The sequence below is a fragment of the Faecalibacterium longum genome (genome assembly GCF_040094125.1).
Lineage (GTDB): Bacteria > Bacillota > Clostridia > Oscillospirales > Ruminococcaceae > Faecalibacterium > Faecalibacterium longum.
Map to the genome: position 1 here is coordinate 1 of NZ_JBBNIH010000172.1, position 21,165 is coordinate 21,165.

General features: G+C 56.2%; 16 protein-coding genes and 2 pseudogenes. 17 read left to right on the plus strand and 1 reads right to left on the minus strand.

Annotated features, from left to right (window positions below; genetic code table 11):
- The first annotated feature begins 80 nt into the window (after positions 1-80).
- The 10 genes and pseudogenes from AAAU26_RS13580 to AAAU26_RS13630 all read left to right on the plus strand — a co-directional run bounded on the left by AAAU26_RS13580 (position 81) and on the right by AAAU26_RS13630 (position 13,647).
- A complete protein-coding gene (locus tag AAAU26_RS13580) occupies positions 81-1,004 on the plus strand; it encodes a MurR/RpiR family transcriptional regulator (RefSeq protein ID WP_227618872.1) in 924 nt (307 codons plus the stop codon).
- Positions 1,005-1,117: 113 nt separating this feature from the next.
- Positions 1,118-2,530, plus strand: coding sequence for a glycoside hydrolase family 1 protein (locus tag AAAU26_RS13585; protein ID WP_227618873.1), 1,413 nt, complete (start codon positions 1,118-1,120; stop codon positions 2,528-2,530).
- A 12-nt stretch (positions 2,531-2,542) separates the two neighbouring features.
- On the plus strand, positions 2,543-3,961 hold the full coding sequence (locus tag AAAU26_RS13590) for a glycoside hydrolase family 1 protein (protein ID WP_227618874.1): 1,419 nt from the start codon (positions 2,543-2,545) through the stop codon (positions 3,959-3,961).
- Between the two features lie 5 nt (positions 3,962-3,966).
- The gene (locus AAAU26_RS13595; RefSeq protein WP_227618875.1) at positions 3,967-4,890 is read left to right on the plus strand and encodes an AEC family transporter; all 924 of its coding nucleotides are present in this window, start codon (positions 3,967-3,969) and stop codon (positions 4,888-4,890) included.
- Between the two features lie 359 nt (positions 4,891-5,249).
- Positions 5,250-6,650 (plus strand): PTS transporter subunit EIIC, encoded by a 1,401-nt coding sequence (locus AAAU26_RS13600; protein ID WP_227618876.1) that lies wholly within the window; start codon positions 5,250-5,252, stop codon positions 6,648-6,650.
- Between the two features lie 69 nt (positions 6,651-6,719).
- The gene (locus tag AAAU26_RS13605; RefSeq protein ID WP_227618877.1) at positions 6,720-8,168 is read left to right on the plus strand and encodes a M81 family metallopeptidase; all 1,449 of its coding nucleotides are present in this window, start codon (positions 6,720-6,722) and stop codon (positions 8,166-8,168) included.
- Between the two features lie 16 nt (positions 8,169-8,184).
- A pseudogene (locus AAAU26_RS14565) lies at positions 8,185-9,619 on the plus strand (M81 family metallopeptidase).
- A 39-nt stretch (positions 9,620-9,658) separates the two neighbouring features.
- On the plus strand, positions 9,659-11,107 hold the full coding sequence (locus AAAU26_RS13620) for a M81 family metallopeptidase (protein ID WP_227618878.1): 1,449 nt from the start codon (positions 9,659-9,661) through the stop codon (positions 11,105-11,107).
- Positions 11,107-12,177, plus strand: a complete 1,071-nt coding sequence (locus tag AAAU26_RS13625) for an AbrB family transcriptional regulator (RefSeq protein WP_227618879.1) — start codon at positions 11,107-11,109, stop codon at positions 12,175-12,177. Before AAAU26_RS13620 ends, AAAU26_RS13625 begins: the two co-directional genes overlap by 1 nt.
- Positions 12,178-12,252: 75 nt before the next feature.
- Positions 12,253-13,647, plus strand: coding sequence for a M24 family metallopeptidase (locus AAAU26_RS13630; RefSeq protein ID WP_227618880.1), 1,395 nt, complete (start codon positions 12,253-12,255; stop codon positions 13,645-13,647).
- A gap of 49 nt (positions 13,648-13,696) precedes the next feature.
- Here AAAU26_RS13630 and AAAU26_RS13635 read toward each other — a convergent pair whose 3' ends face one another.
- The gene (locus AAAU26_RS13635; protein ID WP_227618881.1) at positions 13,697-14,455 is read right to left on the minus strand and encodes a DeoR/GlpR family DNA-binding transcription regulator; all 759 of its coding nucleotides are present in this window, start codon (positions 14,453-14,455) and stop codon (positions 13,697-13,699) included.
- A 207-nt stretch (positions 14,456-14,662) separates the two neighbouring features.
- Here AAAU26_RS13635 and AAAU26_RS13640 point away from each other — a divergent pair, with 207 nt between their 5' ends.
- The 7 genes and pseudogenes from AAAU26_RS13640 (at position 14,663) to AAAU26_RS13670 (ending at position 21,159) form a co-directional block, all read left to right on the plus strand.
- Positions 14,663-15,295, plus strand: a complete 633-nt coding sequence (locus tag AAAU26_RS13640) for a YoaK family protein (protein ID WP_227618926.1) — start codon at positions 14,663-14,665, stop codon at positions 15,293-15,295.
- Positions 15,296-15,315: 20 nt separating this feature from the next.
- Positions 15,316-16,160 (plus strand): annotated as a pseudogene (locus AAAU26_RS13645) (family 1 glycosylhydrolase).
- Between the two features lie 152 nt (positions 16,161-16,312).
- Positions 16,313-16,831, plus strand: a complete 519-nt coding sequence (locus tag AAAU26_RS13650) for a PTS sugar transporter subunit IIA (protein WP_227618882.1) — start codon at positions 16,313-16,315, stop codon at positions 16,829-16,831.
- Positions 16,832-16,938: 107 nt separating this feature from the next.
- The gene (locus AAAU26_RS13655) at positions 16,939-17,439 is read left to right on the plus strand and encodes a transposase (protein ID WP_227618883.1); all 501 of its coding nucleotides are present in this window, start codon (positions 16,939-16,941) and stop codon (positions 17,437-17,439) included.
- Between the two features lie 122 nt (positions 17,440-17,561).
- Positions 17,562-19,208, plus strand: coding sequence for an efflux RND transporter periplasmic adaptor subunit (locus AAAU26_RS13660; protein WP_227618884.1), 1,647 nt, complete (start codon positions 17,562-17,564; stop codon positions 19,206-19,208).
- Positions 19,205-19,963 (plus strand): ABC transporter ATP-binding protein, encoded by a 759-nt coding sequence (locus tag AAAU26_RS13665; protein ID WP_227618885.1) that lies wholly within the window; start codon positions 19,205-19,207, stop codon positions 19,961-19,963. The genes AAAU26_RS13660 and AAAU26_RS13665 overlap by 4 nt, the downstream gene beginning before the upstream one ends.
- Positions 19,960-21,159 carry an ABC transporter permease gene (locus tag AAAU26_RS13670; protein ID WP_227618886.1) on the plus strand — a complete coding sequence of 400 codons (1,200 nt, stop codon included), beginning with the start codon at positions 19,960-19,962 and terminating at the stop codon, positions 21,157-21,159. The genes AAAU26_RS13665 and AAAU26_RS13670 overlap by 4 nt, the downstream gene beginning before the upstream one ends.
- Positions 21,160-21,165: the final 6 nt, after the last annotated feature.

Genomic DNA, 21,165 nt, shown 5'->3' on the forward strand with positions numbered 1-21,165 from the left:
TCGGCCTGCATACTAAAATATGCTGTGTTGAGATGCACTTTTTCCTGGGCTGCGACAAAAATCAGGAGGAGGGATCTGCCGTGAATCTTCTGACCCAGATCAACCAGTTGGAACATCTGACCAGCAATGAAAAAAGTTTGTGTGATTACATCCGGAATCACCCGATGGAGTGTCTGTCCAAAACGCCGCAGCAGCTGGCCGGAGATCTGTATCTTTCTACATCTACGGTCTACCGGCTGCTGAAGAAGCTGGATCTGAAAGGATACAGCGACTTTAAGGTGGCTCTTTGGACGGTGGTGCATCAGAAATCGGAAAGCGCGGTGCAGGACATCAATTTTCCTATTGAGGCAGAGGCAACACCGGACGAAATACTGCTCCATTTGAAAGAGGTTTACGAGTACACGATCTCGGACACGCTGGAACTGGCAGATCCCTACGCGATGGCACAGGTGGCAGAAGCGATGGAACGTGCAGAGCGCATTGATATCTACACATCGGCGGGTAATTTCTGCATGGCAGATAATTTCCGGTTTCAGATGCAGGAGATCAATGTGCCGGTGGAGGTGCCGCACGAGGCTTATATGCAGAAACTGGCGGCGGCCAATTCGAACCCGAAGCATTTTTCCATCGTCATCTCCTTTGGGGGGCGCAGCTCTACGGTGGGCCAGATCTGTCGGCTGCTCAGGCAGCAGCACTCGCCCATTGCGCTTATCACATCCACCGATAAGACTCCGCTGTGCGGCTATGCAGATCATCTGCTGTATCTCTCATCCAACGAAGACCATTATCAGAAGATTTCGGCCTTTTCTACCCGGACGTCGCTGATGTATCTTCTGGATTCGCTCTATGCGTTCTACTTCAAACGGCATTACAAGGAAAATGTCCGGAAAAAGCTGAGCGCTTATGAGCGGCTCCATGCGGCGGACGTTGCCGATGCGGAGGAAAAAGTTGCGAAATGGAAGAACGAAATGGAAAAATCAAAATATGGCATAGATGACCAGTAATTTTGCAAAAACGATTCAAAAACCGTGCATTGTGTTGAACAATGCGCGGTTTTTTCTATAATAGAAACAACAAAGAGCAAAAAGCTCAAAATGAAACAGATTGGAGGAAAAATATGAACGGAAAAGTGAACAAAAGTTTTTTGTGGGGTACGGCCAGCGCAGCATACCAATGTGAGGGCGGCTGGAACGAGGGTGGAAAAGGAGAGAGCAACTGGGATCAGTTCTGTCACGGCCCCAAAAACACCAAGGGATTTACCGGCGATGTGGCGGCAGATTTTTACCACCGCTACAAGGAGGACATTCGGCTGCTGAAAGAGGGTGGACACAACACCCTGCGCTTTTCCATTGCCTGGACCCGCATTCTGCCCACCCGGGACGGCCCGGTGAATATGGAAGGAGTCGCCTTTTATAAGGATGTGCTCAAGACCTGCAAAGAGAGCGGTATCGTACCCAACGTGACACTGCTCCATTACGACATTCCGGCATGGCTGGAGGACATTGGCGGATTTCAGAATCCGATCTTCTCGGATGAATTCGCCAAGTATGCAAAGGTCTGCTTCGAGCAGTTCGGCGAGGAGATTTCCTTCTATGTCACGATCAATGAGGCGACCCATAATGGCTGCTGTTCCTACCTGACCGGTAACTATCCTCCCAACAAGCACGATGTGCAGGCACTGGTGCAGGTGTCCTATAACTTCATGGTGGCAAACGCCAAGGCGATCCGGGAGTTCCGGAAGATGGGCTTCAAAAACAGCCAGATCGGCATCGTGCATACCACGAACACGGTCCAGATCCTGAAGGATACGCCGGAATACCGCATCGCCCAGCGCCGGGGCGACTTGTTCAAGAATAAGTGGGTCACCGACCCTGCGATTCTGGGGCATTTCCCTGCAGACCTCAAGCCTCTGCTACTGGAAAGTGGCATCGACCTCTCCTTCGTCAAGGACGAAGACCTTGAGATCATCAAGAACAATACGGTGGACTTCCTGGGCCAGAACTGCTATACACGCGCTCTGGTAAAGCCCTACGAATCCGGTGAGACCAACTACTACCCCAACAATGTGGGCGCAGGCCAGAAGAGCACCGAAGGCTATGTTGTCAAGGGCTGGTTCCAGACCGACGTGGACCCCAACACCCCGAAGAATGCGTGGAGCCGCGAGATCTACCCGAAGACCGTGTACGATATGCTCATGGGCATCAAGAAGGATTACGGTGACATTCCGGTGTATATCACGGAGAATGGACACGCGCTGTATGAACACCCGGACGAGAACGGCTGCGTCAACGACGACGAGCGCATCGAGTTTATCCAGTCCTATCTGGAGTGGCTCATCAAGGCCCAGAACGAAGGCTGCAATGTCAAGGGCTATTATGCATGGTCTACGACCGACTGCTATTCCTGGATCAACGGCTATGATAAGCGCTACGGCCTGATCTATGTGGACTATGAGAACGGACTGAAGCGCATCCCCAAGAAGAGCTATTACTGGTATAAGCAGTACATCAAGGATCACACCGAGGAATAAGGAGACAGAACGATGAGTGAAAAATTTCTGTGGGGTTCCGCTACGGCGGCCTATCAGTGCGAGGGTGGATGGAACGAGGACGGCAAAGGCCCCAGCGTCTGGGATACATTCTGCCACTCGCCGGCCAACACCACCGGCATCACGGGCGACGTTTCCTGTGATTTTTACCATCACTATGCCGAGGACATCCGGATGATGGCGGAAAGCGGCCAGAATACCTTCCGCTTTTCGATCAGCTGGCCGCGCATCGTCCCGAAGGAAGACCGCGTTGTCAATGAAGCGGGCCTTGCATTCTATGACCGGGTGCTGGATGAGTGCGAGAAGTACGGTATCGTACCCAATGTGACGCTGGTACACTACGACCTGCCGGAGTATATCGGCCAGAAAGGCGGATGGTGCTACGAGGGCATCGCCGACGAGTTTGCGTACTATGCAGCCGTGGTGTTCCAGCACTATGGGGAGCGCATCCCGCTCTATGTTACCATCAACGAGCCGAATCACAACGCCTACTGTGATTACTGCGTGGGCAACTATCCCCCGAACCACAAGAACGACCTGCAGAGCTATGCCCACTGTCTGTACAATATGGATGTCTGTAATGCCAAAGCCATCCGGGAGTTCCGGGAGATGGGCTTCAAGAACAGCCAGATCGGCATCGTGCAGGGCTGCGGCCCCGCCACGTCCCTGCAGGATACGCCGGAATACCGAGAGGCTGTGAAGTATTGCGATTACTTCTGCAATTTTGGCATTCTTGACCCGGCCATCAAGGGATATTTTGAGCCGGAGCTGCTGGAAGCAGTCAAGGCAAGAGGGATCGACCTCTCCTTTATGAAGGACGAAGACCTCGAGATCATCAAAAACAATACGGTGGATTTCCTGGGCCAGAATATCTACAGCCGCCTGATCGTCAAGCCCAACGAATCCGGCATCACCGCCTTTACCGTGAACAATGCGGGCAACAACGACGGCACCGGCAAGACAGCCCGGGAGACGCGCGCCATTGCAGGCTGGTTCGAGTCGGATCGCGATACCGATACCAGGCTGAACAAATGGGGACGCGAGATCTACCCCAAATGCGCCTACAATACCCTGATGCTGCGCAAGGAGCGGTACGGCAATATCCCCATCTACGTCACCGAAAACGGCCACGGCTGCTACGATGTGCCGGACGAAAACGGCTATGTGGAGGACGACGACCGGATCGCGTTCCTCAACGATTACATCGGCTGGATCCTCAAGGCCAAGGAGGACGGCGTGAACGTGAAGGGCTATTACTGCTGGTCTACGATGGATCTGTATTCGTGGATCAACGGCTACAAAAAACGGTATGGCCTTGTGCGGGTAGACTATGAGGACGGCCTGCTGCGCCGCATCCCCAAAAAGAGCTATTACTGGTACAGGGATTTCATCGCGGAACATAAGGACGTGTGATCGGGATGGACGGCATTGTATTGCTGCAGGCGGAGTGTAAGATCCTGCTGTTGTTCGGCCTGGGAATGTTGCTGAAAAAGCTGCAGCTCACAAATGCGGAGGCAGACCAGTTCCTCTCGGATCTGTTGATGAACGTCCTGATGCCGATGAATATCTTTGTCTCGTTTTACCAGTCCATGTCGCTAGAGGAGCTTTCCACCTGCGGGTGGCTGGTACCCGCAGGTGCGCTGGTGATGGCCGTAGTGATGCTCTGCGCCCGGCTCATCCCGGCCTCCGTGCCGCTGGCCCGGCGGAGGATCACGGAGTATTGTATGCTCATCTCGAATGGCTCGATGGTGGGCATCCCGCTGGTGGAGTCGATGTACGGACCCACGGGCGTGTTCTACGCTAATATGTTCATGGTGTCCACCCGCATCCTCTCCAATATTTCGGGCCAGTACTATTTTGATACATCTAGCCACGGCAACGGGGTAAAACAAGGGCTGAAAAACTTTGTGCGCAACCCCCTGAACATCAGCATGGCACTGGGCTTTCTCCTCAACCTTCTGAAAGTTCCGGTGGCGGTACCCGTCATGGGGATGTGCAGCAGCCTGGCAGCCTGCATGAGTCCGATGGCAATGATCCTCGTGGGTTCCACGCTGTTGGATACCTTCCGCACGGTATCTCTGTCCCAGATTTTTTCCGGCCAGGTGTTTGGCGTCAGCCTGTTCCGGCTACTGGCTTCTCCTTATATCACGCTGGCGGCCTGCCGTTTGCTGGGGGTGCAGGGAGTGCAGTGTGCGGCGGCGGTGCTCATCAATGCAGCGCCTGTTGTGAACACCGCTACGATCTACTGCCAGAAATACCACGGCGACATGGGCTTTACCAATGCGTGTGTGTTTGTTTCTGCAATGTTGTCTTTTGTGACATTCTGGCTGATCCGTTTCTGAAAAGGTGCGGCAGCGAAAAGCGCACAGCACAGATGATTTTGTGAAAAAATGGAAAAATCGAAGCGGAAAATAAGGCCCCAAAATGTGACCTTGTGTCCGGATAATTGCCAGAACTGACAAAACGAACGAATAAAAACATACAATGCGACGAAAATGAACAAACTGACTATAAAAACGTGAACAAATTGTTGACAAAGCGAAGAACTTGGAATATAATACAACAAAAGAGAACAGAACGAGAACAAAAATGAACAAATTGGAAGCGAGGTGGAGGAGCACAAAGAAGCCGTCCCGTAAAATTCTTTCGGAAACGAGTGGAATGAGACGTTCTGCTTGAAAACTTTGCAGGAGGTAAACCCATGGGTAAATTTGACGAAATGTCCAAATATATTCTGGACAATATCGGTGGTGTGGGCAACATCACCAACGTCACGCATTGTGCAACACGTCTGCGCATCGAAGTGGCAAAGCCTAGCCTGGTGGATGTGGAGGCTTTGAAGAAAGCTCCCGAGCAGGCAGGCCTTGTGGAGAAGGGTCGTCAATATCAGATCATCATTGGACCCAAGGTCAACGATGCCTACAATGAGTTCCTGGCCGTCTCCGGCTGGAAAGAGGGCATGAACGCAGGCGTGGAGATCGAGGATTCCAACGCAAACCAGCCCCATAATGCAAAGTGGGTCATGGATAAGATCGCGGGCTTCATGGCTCCCGTCTTTATGCCGATCGTCCCGGCCATGATCGTGGGCGGCATGATCCTGGCAATCGCCCGCGTCGGCATCAACTACTTCGGTCTGGATACCAGCACCGGCACGGTGAACATCTGCATGGCACTGTTCCAGGCAGGCTTCACCTACTTCCCCATCTGGGTCGGCATCTTCATGTGCAAGCAGCTGAAAATGCCTGAGATCTACGGCGGCTTCTTAGGCGCTGTTCTGGTCTGTGACCGTATCAACAATGTTGAAGGCCTGAGCTTCCTCGGCATCCCCGTGCCGCAGGTCTCCTACGGCTCCACCGTCTTCCCCGTGATGCTGGGCGTCTTCTTCATGTACTTCGTGTACAAGTTCGTCAAGAAGATCATGCCGGAAGTCATCACCTTCTTCATGACCCCGCTGGTCACCATGATCATTGTGGTCCCTGTGGAACTGATCGTCCTTGGACCTCTGGGTACTGAGCTGAGCAATGGTGTCGCCGCTGTGTGTATGTTCCTCTCCAACACGATCGGATTCCTGCTGCAGCCCCTGCTGGCCGCTCTGTATCCCTACATGGTCATGTTCGGCATCGACAAGGGCATCGGCCCCATGTCCATCGCCTTCATCGCAGACCAGGGCTATGACGTCATCTTCGGCAACATGGGCTTTATCTCCAATCTGGCAGTCGGTGCTGCCACCCTTGGCATCGCAACTTCTCTCAAGGGTTCCGACAATGCCGCAAAGAAGGGCCTGTACGGCTCCTTCGGCCTGACCGCTCTGTGCGGCGTTACCGAGCCTGCATTCTACGGCGCACTGATCTCCACCCCCGCTGCTCTGAAGGGTACTGCCTGCGGCGCTGTGGTCGGCGGCCTGATCGCCGGTATCACTGGGCTGAAGAAGTTCGTCCAGATCGGCTGCCCCGGCCTGATGACCTTCATCATGTACATCGACGAGAACGGCGGTATGCATCATGTGATCATCGCAGTCATCGTTGCAGCCGCTACCATTGTAACCTCCTTTATCGCAACCCGCTTCTTCCTGAGCAGAGACGCCAAGAAAAATGTAAAGTAAATTAAACGGGTAGTCCCTGCTCTGGAGAGGTTCGGGCAGGGACTACTGTTTATTATGAGGTAAATGAAGATGAAAGTGTTGATCGGCGAGTTTATCACGGAGTCCAACGAAAATATTCCCCGCAAAAATGAGATCACGGCCTATGACATCGCATTTGGCGAGGAATGTGTGCGCAAGATGCACGTCGGCGATATTTTTGCACAGGCGGGCATCGAGGTGATCCCCGCAGTCTACGCGGTGTCCGGAGCCTCCGGCGTCATCAAGCGTCACACCTTTGACTACATCGAGGCCTGCTTTATCCGGACGGTGGAAGAGCACCTGAACGAGATCGACGGTATTTATATGATGCTGCATGGTGCCAGCGAGGTGGAAGGCCTCGGCTCCGGCGAGCACCATATCCTGGCAGAGGTCCGCAAGCGGGTCGGCCCCTATGTGCCGATCTACGTTGCTTGCGACCCTCACGGCAACCTGTGCAAGGAATATGTGGAGAGTGCACAGGTGGTGCGCAGCTATCGTGAGTCGCCCCATACCGACAGCATCCAGACCCGGCGGATCGTGGCTGGGATGCTCTGCGAAGCGTTGAAAAAACGTGAAAACATCCACGCTGTATATCGCAAGCTGCCCCTGATCCTGGGCGGCGAGCAAAGCGTCTCGGCAGACGAGCCGGTGAAGAGTATCAACCAGTACATGGACGAGATGGAAAAGGACCCCCGCATCTGCAGCGCCAGCTGGCACGTCGGCTATATCCGCCACGATACCCCTGTGGCGGGCTGCGGCATCGTGGTGACTCCAGCCACTGCCGCCGATCAGGAGTACGCAGAGCAGGCTGCCGACGCGCTGGCAGCCTATGTGTGGGACAAGCGCCATGAGTTCCACTATACCGGCCTGACCGCCGAACCGGACAAGGCGCTGGAGATGGCGATGGCCCAGGAGAAGGGTCCCGTCTTCATCACCGATTCCGGCGACAACGTCACCAGCGGCGCCACCGGTTGGAACACCTACATCCTGCGGCAGGTGCTGGCGCTGAAGGATACGGATAAGACCTTTCTCTTCGCATCCATCTGCGACCCGCAGTGCTGCCGGGGCCTTATGGAAGCGGAGATCGGCGAGGAGCGGCATATCACGCTGGGCGTCGGCCACGACGAGCTGAGCGCACCGGTGGAACTGGATGTGACCGTGAAGAGCAAGGGAGAGATCGTCCGCTCCGGAACGACCGGCTCCACGATCATGAAAGTGTTCGGCCACTGCGTTACCGCTCATGTAAAGGAAACGGGCATCGACATCGTGGTGGCAGACAGCGAGAAGACCTTCTCGGCCAAGATCATTTACGACCGCGCCCATGTGGACTGGAACGACTACGACATCACGGTGGTCAAACAGGGCTATATCTTCCCGGAGCTGAAAGAAGCCGCAGCCTTCTATGTGATGTCTCTCACGGGCGGCGCGACACCCCAGAACACCAAAAAGCTGCAGTTCAAGCGCATCCAGCGCCCGATGTACCCCATCGACGAGATCTGAACAAGGAGATCAGAGAATGAAAGTTCTTGTTGGTTATTTTACGACAGAGTCCCAAATGTGCCTCTGAAAAACGACATCACCAATTATGTGATCACAGTTGGTGAGGACTGCATCTACAAGATGCAGGTGGAGGACATTTTTGCCGATGCCGGCATCGAAGTGATCCCCTCGATCTATGCGACAGCCGGTGCCTCTGGTGTCATCCAAAAGGAGACGTTCGATTATATCGAGGCCTGCTTCCTCCGCGCAGTGCGGGAACATCAGGCCGAGCTGGACGGCATCTATCTCCATCTCCACGGTGCCAGCGAGGTAGAGGAGATCGGCTCCGGCGAGCGCCATATCCTGGCGGCGATTCGCCAGATCGTCGGGCCGCATCTGCCCATCGCGGTCTGCTGCGACCCCCACGGCAACCTGTGCAGGGAGTATGTGGAGAGCACCCAGATCATCCGCAGCTACCGTGAGTCGCCTCATACCGACAGTCTGGATACTATGTGCAAGGTGGCCTCCATGCTCTGTGAGCTGGTGAAGGCCTGGGAGAACATCCATGCGGTGTACCGCAAGCTGCCCCTGATCCTGGGCGGTGAGCAGAGCGTCTCGACGGACGAGCCGGTGAAGAGTATCAACCAGTACATGGATGAGTTGGAAAAAGATCCCCGTATCCGCAGCGCCAGCTGGCACGTCGATTATATCGCCACGATACCCCTGTGGCGGGCTGCGGCATCGTGGCCGTACCCCAGACGGCGGCAGATCAGGAGTATGCGCAGGAGATCGCCGACAAGGTGGCGGCCTATGTGTGGGACAAGCGCCATGAGTTTCATTATACCGGCCTGACCGCTGCCCCGGACAAAGCGCTGGAAATGGCGCTGGCGTTTGAGGGCAAGCCGGCATTCATCACCGACTCGGGCGATAACGTCACCAGTGGAGCGCAGGGCTGGAACACCTACATCCTGCGGCAGGTCCTGGCGGTAGAAAAACTGAACAAAAAGTTCCTCTTTGCCGACATCCATGACGATGATGCCTGCTACAAGCTTTCGGCTCTGGAGAACGGCGCAGAGACGGAACTCCGGCTGGGCGTCGAGCGGGACGAGATGAGCCGCAGTGTTTTTCTGAACGTGAAGATCAAGTGCAGAGGCAAGCTGGACGGCTTCATGTTCCGCAAAAACGGCAGCTACGGCGAGGCCATCGTAGTCTCGGTGCAGGGGGCGCCCATCGACATCGTGGTGGCAAACTCCAAGCAGACAATGGTGGAGCTGCACCAGTTCCGCGGTGTGAGCGTCTCGGTGGACGACTACGACGTGGTGGCCGTCAAGCAGGGCTACATCTTCCCGGAGCTGAAAGAAGCCGGAAAGTTCTGCGTGATGTCCCTGACAAACGGCGCAACGCCGCAGGATACCCGGATTATCCCCTTTAAAAAGATCATGCGCCCCATGTTCCCCATCGACAACATTTGAAAAGATCCAACGGCTCTTCTGCCGGGAAAGGAACACGATATGAGAATTTTGATTGGCGGCTTTGTGGCCGAGTGCAATGCTTATGTGGATAAGCCCATGATGCTGGAAGACTTCTCCATCACCCGCGGCGATGCAGTGGCGGATATCCTGTACGTCCGTGAGCCGGCAGCCGAGTGCGGCGTGGAGCTGGTCCCCAGCCTGATGGCCTACGGCGGAGGCGGCGGCCGTGTGGACGGCGCAGCCTTTGAGTACATCCTTACACAGTTCAAGAACGCAGTCAAGGAGCATCTGCACGACATCGACGGTATGTTCTTCTTCTTCCACGGTGCTTCTTCGGTCATCGATCTGGAGGGCGACTCCGGCGACCATGCTCTGGTGCGGGAGATCCGCAAGATCACCGGGCCTTATATGCCGCTGGCAATGGTTATGGACACCCACGGAAACCTTTCGCAGGAGCAGGCCGATAACTGTAATATCATCCGCACCTTCCGCCACAGCCCCCATACCGACCGCAAAGATGCTCATCAGGTGGTGTTCCGCGCGCTGGTGGACCTGCTGAAGGACCGCCGCGAGATCCACCCCATCTACAAAAAGGTGCCGATCCTGCTGGGCGGCGAGCGCTGTGTCTCCACGGACGAGCCGCTGGTGTCTATCAATAAGCTGCTGAACGAGATCGAGGCCGACCCCCGCATCCTGACCTGCTCTTACCATATCGGCTACCTGCGCCACGACAGCGCAAAGTGCGGCGCTGCCGTTATGGTCACGCCGAACCGCCCCGAGGATAAGGAGTACGCCGAGCAGAAGGCCCAGGAGATCTACGATTTTGTCTGGGCGCGCCACCGCGAGTTCCACTTTACCGGTTATGCCGCCGACCCGGACGAGGCCCTGGAGGCCATGATGAAGGTAGAGGGCGGCCCGGTGTTCCTGACCGACTCCGGCGATAACGTGACCGCCGGCGCACAGGGCATGAATACCTATGTCCTGCGCCAGCTGCTGGCTCTGAAAGACTATAAGGATAAGAACATCATCGTGGCAGGCATCAACGACAAGCCCCTGCTGGACAATGTGCTTTCTACAAAAAAGATGGGCGAGCATATAGAGTTCGAACTTGGTACGGCCAAAACGGAGCTGTCGGCCAAAGTGGCGCTGTCCGGTGCGATCCTCTCCTTCGGCGACCTGCATCACCACTACCACAACGAGGCCGTGGTGGGTAGCTGTTGCACCATCAAGCTGGACGACCGCCCGATCACCATCATCGTGGAGAATTTCCCGGTCTCCTTTGCCGAGAAGTATCAGTACGACTGCGCCAATGTGGATATGACGCGGTATAACTTCTTTGTCGTCAAACAGGGCTACCTCTATCCCGAACTGAAAGGACAGGCCAAGAGCTATGTGATGTCGCTGACGGACGGCACCACCATGCAGCGTACGGAACGTCTTACCTACAAGACGGTGCAGCGCCCCATCTGGCCTCTGGATAATATCTGATGCTGAAGATCTGTCTTACCCTTGCCGTGGCGTGGATCGGCTTCCAGACGGCAAAAAAATTCCACCTGCCTGCGCCTGCCATGATCGGCAGTATGCTGGCGGTGGGATTGACCAACATCATCTGGGATTACGCCTACCTGCCCACATGGGTGCGAATCTCTGCGCAGGCGATCTCGGGCGGATTCATCGGGATGCAGATCACCAAAAAGGATGTGCGGAACGCAAAGTATCTGCTCAAGCCTTTCTTCCTGCTGGTGCTCATGCTCACGGCCAACACATTCGTCACGGGCGTCGTGGTGCATAAGATTGCGGGCATTGACTATGTCACGGCGCTGCTCGGCTCTGTGGCCGGCGGTGTGACTGACATCTCCATGCTGAGCATCGATCTTGGCGGCGATACCCCCATCGTGGCGCTGATGCAGACGCTGCGCCTGGTGGGCGTACTGCTGTTCTTCCCGTACTGGATCCGGTTCTTCACCCGAAACGAAGGCGATGCCGAAGAGGATGTGCGCCTTGTTACCGGCACGCTGGAAATGGGCGAGACCTGGCTGGACAGGCTCATCTATGGCCGGAACCGGAAGCTGGCGTTCACGATGATCGTTTGTCTGGCAGCCGGATTTGCGGGATATGCCAGCGGTGTGCCGGCAGGTGTTATGGTATTTGCGATCGTTGTGATCGTGCTGCTGAATATCACTACCTCGGCCTGCTATGTGCCGCTGACCATAAAAACGGTGGCGCAGCTGCTGGCGGGCGCGGTAGTGGGCTGCAGCATCCATCCCTCGGCGCTGGCTCTGCTGAACGGTGGTACGGTGATTGCTCTGCTGATCCTGATGGCCAACTACTGGCTGGTTAACCTGATCTACAGCACGATATGCAAAAAGAAGGGGATGCTGGATCTGAAGTCTGCCATGCTGGCCTCTGCCCCCGGCGGCGCTACGGATATGTCGCTGATTGCGGCCGATTTGAACGCCGACCTGACAAAGATCGCGCTGATTCAGGTACTGCGGGCCATCTACGCCGTGACGTTTATGCCGATGGTGATCGTGCTGTTTGCGAACTGGGTTCGTTGACAAAGTGATAGGAATGACCTATATTTGAAATGAACCTGTTTTGGAAATGAAAACCAGAAAAAAGGAAAAATAGCTATGAAAAATTATGTGGTAAAGCTGAAACCGGTGCCGGAGCCTCGGAAGGACTGTTCGCTTATCCCGGTTGCGCTGACCGACGAGACGCTGGAAGAGCGTAGGCAGAAGATCCTTTCCCGGATGCGTGCGGAGGGTCTGGAGCGGCTGGTGGTCTACAGTGATGTGGAGCACGGCGGAAACTTTGAATATCTGGTGGGCTACTACACTCGGTTTGAAGAGGGACTGTTGGTGATCCGGGCCGACGGGACGATGAGCCTTGTGCTGGGCAACGAAAACCTGAACAAGGCCGGAAAGGCGCGTGTGCAGGCTGCTGCCGTACACGTCCCCGTGTTCTCGCTACCCAACCAGCCCTGTGAAACGCCCAAAACGCTGCGGGAGCAGCTTGCGGCAGCTGGTCTGGAAGCGGGCAGACGCACCGGTGTGGCCGGGTGGAAGCTGTTCACCAGCCCCTATGAGGATGTGGGGCAGATGTATGATCTGCCGGCCTTTATCATGGACGCCCTGCGGGATGTGGTGGGTGCCGAATACCTGACCCCGGCAGGCGGGCTGTTCATCGGCGAGAATGGCGCCCGCGTGACGAACAACGCCAACGAGATCGCGCATTACGAGTTCGCGGCTGCGCTGGCCTCGGACTGCATCCTGGACGCGATGGATGCGCTGGACGAGGGTGTGCCGGAGATGGTACTGGGCGACAAGCTCAACCGCTATGGCCAGCACAACAGCGTGGTGACCATTGCAGCCAGCGGCCCGCGCTTTTTGAAAGGCAATATGTATCCCACCGACAATGTCGTAAAGGTGGGCGACTCCATCTCCCTGACGGTGGGTTACCGCGGCGGCCTGTCCAGCCGGGCAGGCTTTGCCGTACACAATGCGTCGGAGATGCCCGACGGCCAGCAGGATTATCTGGAACGGGTGGCCGCGCCTTACTTCAACGCTTATGCCCGCTGGCTGGAACAGCTGCACGTCGGCATGGAAGGCGGCGCTCTGTATGAGCTGGTGGAGCAGGTGCTCCCCCGCGAGAAATACGGCTGGGGTCTGTGTCCGGGCCATCTGACGGCAGAGGAAGAATGGCTCTGCTCGCCGGTGCGAAAGGACTCGAAGGAACTGCTGCAAAGCGGCATGATGCTGCAGATCGATATTATCCCCTCGGTCCCGGGCTATGGCGGGACCAGCGCGGAGAGCACGGTGGCTCTGGCCGATGCGGCTCTGAGGGAAGAGCTCCACAGCCAGTACCCCGCCATGTGGGAGCGGATGCAGGAGCGCCGCGCCTATCTGAAGGATGTACTGGGCATTGAGATCCCCGAAGATGTCCTCCCCATGTGCTCCACCGTCGCCTATCTTCGCCCCTATCTGCTGGATCACAGCGGTGCCCTGACCTGGGAGCCGACGGTCTGAACAGGTCTGGCACCTGCTCCGCCGGGAACGGTACGCGAGCCGGGAAGGCTCAGGCTACCACGATGCGGATGCCTGCGCTGGTATAGCGTTCCAGCACGGCGGGGGAGATGCCGGAATCGGTAACGATGAGGTCGGCATCCTGCAGGGGGGCGATGCTGAAGTAGTAGGCAGAATCGAACTTGGAACTGTCGGCCATGCAGATGACCTGTCGCGCCTTTTTGACTAACGTGCGCTTGGTGGTGCCGTCGGCAATGTGGGGGACAGAGAAGCCGCCGTTTAGGTCGATACCCTCGACACCCAAAAACAGGGTGTCGATCTGGAACTGGGAGATGAATTCGTCTGTCAGGCTACCAATAAAGGCCAGAGAATCGCTCCGGTACTCGCCGGGACACATGATGACGTGCAGGTTTGTGTCGGAGAGCTGATCCATTGCCAGCAAGGAATGGGTCATGATGAGAACATTCTCTTTGCCTTTCAGCAGAGGGGCCAGGCAGCTGACAGTAGTGCCGGCGTCCAGGTAAACAGAGTCACCACCGTGAACATATTCCAGGCATTTTTTGGCGATGCGCATCTTTTCGGTCATCTGGTTCTCATTCTTCATCGCCATGTTGAACTCGAACAGGGAGCCGCTGTTCAAGGTGGCACCGCCATGCTGCACGGTGATCAGGCCGCTTTTGGCCAGAGCGTTCAAGTCGCGCCGGATCGTCATGGCTGACACGGCAAGTTCAGCGGCAAGCTCATTTGTGTCAACATAGTTTTCTTTTTGAAGCTTCTGGATGATATGTTGTTTACGGCCGATGGCGTTCATGCAAAGCACCTCGTTTTAATGGAAAGCAAAGTCGAATATGAAAAAATATGGTAATTGATACATTTTTATTGTATCAGAAAAACAGCAAAACTCAAGACGAAACCATGTGCCATTCGACATATTACAGAAAAAATGCAACAAAAGGACAGACAAAAACGGACGATGGAGACGCTGCAAAAATACAGGGAAGAAATACTGCATTATCTGATGACTTTTATGGGTGGATTTATGGGGCTTTACGCGATCTGCGCTCATGGAAGCTACGGCTCAGCCCAGACCGGAAACCTGATGGACCTGCTCATCGATGTCTCGGATGGGAACGGATTCAGCGCGGCAGCGCGCATCGGCGCGTTTCTGATCTTCAGCAGCGGCATCGCAGCCGCGTGGCTGCTGCATGAATTCTGTACGCTGCCCATGCGGGAGCTGTGCATCGTGGTGGACGCGGCGGCGCTGATGCTTTCGGCCAGGCTGCCGGAAGAAGTATTCGCTTTTTTCAGGGTCTACCCGCTCTTTTTTGCTACCAGCTTCCAGTGGGGCAGCTTCAACCATGTGGGCCAGTACCCCAGCGCGACGTTGTTCCTGACCGAAAATCTGAAAAACTGCGTCACCCGCTGGCTGAGATATTTCTTCTACAGGGATGTGCAGGACCTGACAGGTGCACGCATCTATACGCTGACGATCGCAAACTATCTTCTGGGCGGCAGTCTTGGCTGTGCCGCCGTGAATATCCACGGCGCAGCCGGAGTTTGCTGGGCTTTTGCGCCGCTGGCTGTGGCAGCGCTGGTGCTCTGGCAGGAGCGCTGCGCCCAGCAGGAAGCAGAAGAACCCTCTGAAGCCTAAAAAGAACGGAGAACGAGATCATGAAGAATGTGTTTTCGAAAAATTTTCTTTGGGGCGGTGCAACGGCTGCCCATCAGTATGAGGGCGGCGTCGGCAGCTGCGGCCTGTCCGTGCCGGATGTGATGAGCGGTGGCAGCCGCACGACGCTCCGCTATCTGACGGACGGCATCCTGCCCGGTTACTATACCCCAGCCACGAAGCCGTGGATTTTTATCACCGCTATAAAGAGGACATTGCCCTCTACGGCGAGATGGGCTTCAAAGTGTTCCGCATGAGCATCAAATGGGCGCGGCTGTTCCCCACCGGGGAGGAAAAAGAACCGGACGCCGAGGCGCTGAAAAACGGCACGGTGGACTTTGTGTCTCTCAGCTATTATTCCAGCACCACTGTTACGAACGACCCCAATGTCCCCACGGTGGTGGGCAACGTGATGCGCGGCACCGAGAACCCCTATCGAAAAACCAGCCAGTGGGGCTGGACCATCGACCCGGACGGCCTGCACTGGTATCTGAACGAGCTGTATGACCGCTACCAGAAGCCGCTGTTCATTGTGGAGAACGGCCTGGGCGCAGAGGATAAGCTGGAAGTTGACGGCACCATCCACGACCCCCACCGCATCGATTATATGCGGGCGCACATTGAAGCGATGGCACAGGCGGTCGAGGAAGGCGTGGACCTGATGGGCTATACCTTATGGGGCTGCACCGATCTGGTGAGTTCGTCTACCGGAGAGATGAAAAAACGGTATGGCCTTATTTATGTGGATAAGAATAATGATGGTACAGGCGATATGAGCCGCCACCGGAAGGATAGCTTCTACTGGTATAAAAAGGTGATTGCGACCAACGGCGGCGACCTGACCTGAAACAGAAAAAGGAAATGAAGAAGGAAGATTGATTTTTTCGTGGCAGGAATGGTATTTTGATATATCAGCAGGCGCTTGAAGAAAACGCAGGCTGTGCGAGATATTTCTGCACCTGCCCGGATCAATAATGATTGGAAAGAAGGCGTATCAACATGGGATTTTTCAACAAGCTGTTCGGCAGAAAAGCTGAGCAGCAGGAAGCAAAAGTAGAGTTCATCATCCAGAACAGGACGATCCTGGCTCCGATCAGCGGCAAAGTGCTGGCGCAGGCCGACATCCCCGACGAAACGTTTGCGCAGGGGATCCTCGGCCCGGGATGCGGGATCGAACCTTCCGAAAAAACGGTCTACGCGCCGTTCGATGGTGTTGTAAGCCAGGTGCCTTCGACGCTGCATGCGGTAGGCCTGACCAGCGACGACGGGATCGAACTCCTGATCCATGTTGGCATGGACACGGTTGAGATGCAGGGCAAAGGGTTCAAAGGTCTGGTCAAGGAGGGCGAGGCCGTCAAGGCCGGTACGCCGCTGCTGACCATCGATCTGAGGGCCATCAAAGCCGCAGGCTATCCCGCCACGACGGCGGTCATCGTGACCAACAGCGATGAGCTGGGCGAGCTGAAAATGCTTGCAGAGGGCAGTGTGTCAGCTGGTACGCCGCTGATCAAATTCTGATAACGAATCGAAAAGGGGCTGTTGCAAAATAGTCCCAACAAAAAAATGAGATGGACTTCCCCGAAAGGGGTTGCCTATCTCATTTTTTGTTGTAAGCTGAGACTGTCATGAACCAGATACAACAAAAACAGTATACAGGAAAGGGCGGCATATATCAACAGCTGACCCTTCCAATAAGCGAAAATATTTTAATAGATGAACATGAACCGGTATATGTAGCCACCGCCCAGCTTGAGGAACTGGATTACAGGAAATGGTATCAGGCGTATTCTTCGAAAGGAAGAAAATCGGCAGCAGAACCCCGGATCATGGTCAAGCTATTGGTGTACGGCTATATGTGCGGCATTTATTCTACCCGAAAGCTGGAGCTTGCGTGCTGCAAGAATATCGATTTCATCTCACGGGGCAGCCCGTTACAGCCCCAGAACGCGCTGCACGAAGGGCCGGAGCGAGTGGATGAACTCTTCATCCGAAAGCTCTGTCTGATGTTCCAGCTTCCAGACACAGAGATGATGGAAAAATTTTCAAAAAAGTTGCAGATTGTGCAGGAAAAATTTCTTGTAGTCCGTTTTGTTAGGTGGTATCATTATAACGGTTTGCGCCGCTAACCCGGGGCAGCATCTCGCAGACAGGTCATTTTTGGAGGACGCTGTGGGGGAAAGCGCAGAACGAATGAAAACAGGCAGAAAGAACTTTTCTTTTTCATGAAACACAGGAGGTCAGGCTTTTCATGCTAGGTTTCAACAAGAAGACACAGGACGCCTCTCCGCAGGAGAATACCGGCGGAGAAAATAAGGTGTTCCACTTTATCAAGACCCACAAAAAGCGCTGCATCGCGGTGGTCGCAGCCGCAGCGGTGCTGGTGGCGGTCATCGTGCCGCGCAAGAGCCGCAGTGCGTCGGCAGACCTTGCCTACACGCAGGAGAAGCTGGGACGCCGCGACATCGTGAATGTCTACGACGGCAGCGGCACCATCAACGCCGCCGATTCCTACACCGTCAAGTCCCTCGTCACCGGCACGGTGCTCACCGCCGATTTTGAGCTGGGCGACAGCATCGAGAAGGGCGATATTCTTTACACCATCGACATTTCGGATGTGGAAAACAACCTCGCGAGCGCACAGCTCTCGGTGGAGCAGGCACAGCGCAATTACGATGACATTGCGGATATGCAGAACGTCCGCACCAAGATCAGCGGCGAGGTCAGCTCCTTTGCAGTCGCCGCAGGCGACGCCGTGCAGGCTGGTCAGACTGTGGCCACCATCCGCGACACCTCCGTGATGCTGCTGGCCGTGGATTTCCCTGCCGCAGAGGCCCAGAGCTTTGTCGCCGGTCAGGCCGCACAGGTCATGCCGGACACCACTTTTGAGACGCTGAACGGCACCATCCGCTCCGTTTCCGGTGCAGACCCTGCCGGCGACGCCAGCCTGATGACCTGCACTGTCACCATCGCTGTTCCCAACGCGGGCAGCCTGACCACCGCACAGGCCGCTGTGGCACAGGTGAACGGCGTCAGCTCCCTCAACTCTGCACACTTTACTTACCAGCGTGAGGAGACTGTCGTGGCAGCTGCCTCTGGTACCGTGTCTGAACTCTGCGTCAAGGAGGGCAGCACCGTCCGTCAGAATGACGTCATCCTCCGCATCACCGGCAAAGATCTGGACAAGCAGACCAAAAACGCCGCTGACAGCCTGCGCGCTGCCGAGCTGCAGATGTCTTCTGCCGAGAAGACCATCAGCCACTATACCATCGACGCCCCAATCAGCGGCACCATCGTGGATAAGAAGGTCAAGGCCGGCGACAAGCTCAGCGCCAACGACACCGCCATGCAGAACCTCTGCACCATCTACGATATGAGCTATCTGGAAATGAAGCTCAACGTGGACGAGCTGAAGATCCGCTCCCTCGAGGTCGGCCAGGAGGTGGACATCACCGCCGACGCCGTCCCGGGTGAGACTTACAAGGGCGTCATCAGCAGTATCCTCGTGGCAGGCACTACCGCCAACGGCTCCACCAGCTACCCCGTCACCGTCCGCATCGACGACATGGGCGAGCTGCTGCCCGGAATGAACGCCACTGCGAAGATCACCACCGCCAGCGTCAAGAATGTTCTGGCCCTGCCCAACGCCGCCCTCGTCCGGGGCAGCTATGTGCTGGTGACCAAAGATTCGCCCAGCGCTGCCAATGCTGAGACTTCAATGACCGCTCCCGACGGCTACGTCTACGTCAAGGTGACCACCGGCATCAGCGATGACGATTACATCGAAGTGAAGAGCGGCCTGCAGGAGGGCGATACCATCGCTTACGACAACTCCAGCGTCAGTGCGACCGACTTCTACAGCAACATGATGGCCTCCGCCGAAGGAGATGACGAATGAGCACGCTGATAGAATTTGATGGGGTCTGCAAGTATTACCAGATGGGCGACACCCTCGTAAAGGCCGCCGACCACGTCTCTTTCAAAATCAACAAAGGCGAGTTCGTGGCCATCGTCGGCCAGTCCGGTTCTGGTAAATCCACTTGTATGAACATCATCGGCTGTCTGGACGTGCCTACCGAAGGCACTTATCTGCTGGACGGCAAGGATGTCGGCAAGATGAGCCGCCGTGAGCTGGCAAACATCCGGAACGAGAAGCTGGGCTTCATCTTCCAGCAGTACAACCTGCTGCCGAAGCTGACGCTTTTGGAGAATGTGGAAGTTCCCCTTGTGTATGCGGGCATCCCCGCCGCACAGCGCCACGCGACGGCAAAGGCTGCCCTTGAGCGGGTGGGTCTGGGCAATAAGCTCAAAAACCTGCCCAACCAGCTTTCCGGCGGTCAGCAGCAGCGTGTGTCCATTGCCCGTGCGCTGGCCCGCGGCCCGGCGGTCATCCTGGCCGACGAGCCGACCGGTGCATTGGACTCCCACACCAGCCGCGAAGTTCTGGGAATGCTGCAGGATCTGCACAAGCAGGGCAATACGGTCGTCCTCATCACCCACGACAACTCCATTGCTGTGCAGGCCGAGCGCATCATCCGCCTCGAAGATGGCCGCGTCGTCTACGATGGCGATGCCCACGCACCCGAGGCAGTCGTTCAGCCGAACTTCATGATGGCAGAACCGAAAGCCGGAGAGGAGGGGACGCAGGCATGATAAAGGAGACCTTCAAACAGGCCGTCCAGAACGTCTTGAGCAACAAAGTCCGCACCTTCCTCACCATGCTGGGCATCATCATCGGCGTCATGGCCGTCATCGTCATCGTCGGCCTCGGCAACGGCATGACCAACATGATGCAGGACTTCTACTCCGACATGGGCAGCGATATTCTGAGCGTCAACGTCATGACCGCCAGCACCCGCTCAGTGGAAGTGGACGATGTGTACAGGATCATCAATGAAAAGCCCGAGTATTATAAGGGCCTTTCGCCTATTGCCAGTGTCGGCGACACGCTGCGGGTGGCGGGCGAGAAGTACCGCCGCACCTACATCAGCGGCGTCAACGAAGATTACATGACCATCAACAACTACAAGGTGGCCAAGGGCCGCGGCATCCAGTACGCCGATTTGATAGACAACAAGAATGTCTGTGTCATCGGCGACTATGTGGACCGTAAGATCTTCGGCGGCAACGGTCTCGGCAGCACCCTCAAGGTAGGCGCCAGCGAGTACCGCATCGTGGGCGTGCTGGAAGGCCGCTCCAAACCCGCCTCTCAGTACGAGGGCGGCAACGACGACATTGTTCTCGTTCCCTATACCACCCTGATGAGCGTCAACAACACCAGCAGTGTCAGCCAGTACTATGTGGTCCTGCAGGACGCGGACCACTCGGATGAGGCACAGGAGTTTTTGCAGTCGCGGCTCAAGAAGCTGGTCAGCAAGGACGACTATGTCTACGTCATGAGCCTGAGTGCAGCCATGAAGCAGATGTCCTCCATGATCAACGTCATGGTGGGCGTCCTGACGGCCATTGCAGGCATCTCGCTGCTGGTCGGCGGCATCGGCATCATGAACATCATGCTGGTGTCCGTCACCGAACGCACCCGTGAGATCGGTATCCGCAAGGCACTGGGCGCACAGGAGAGCACCATCCTGACCCAGTTCGTCGTGGAGGCCGGCGTCACGTCGGCGCTGGGCGGCTGCCTCGGCATCGTGCTGGGCTACGTCGTGTCGGCCATTATCAACCAGATCCTTCCGTATATCCTGACGGATATTACCCTGAATGTCACCCCCTCGGCGGACGCAGCAGCCATCGCCGTGGGCATCTCCTGCGGCATCGGTGTCCTGTTCGGCTTCCTGCCGGCCCGCCGTGCCGCCAGCCTGAACCCCATCGAAGCGCTCAGATATGATTAAGGAGTT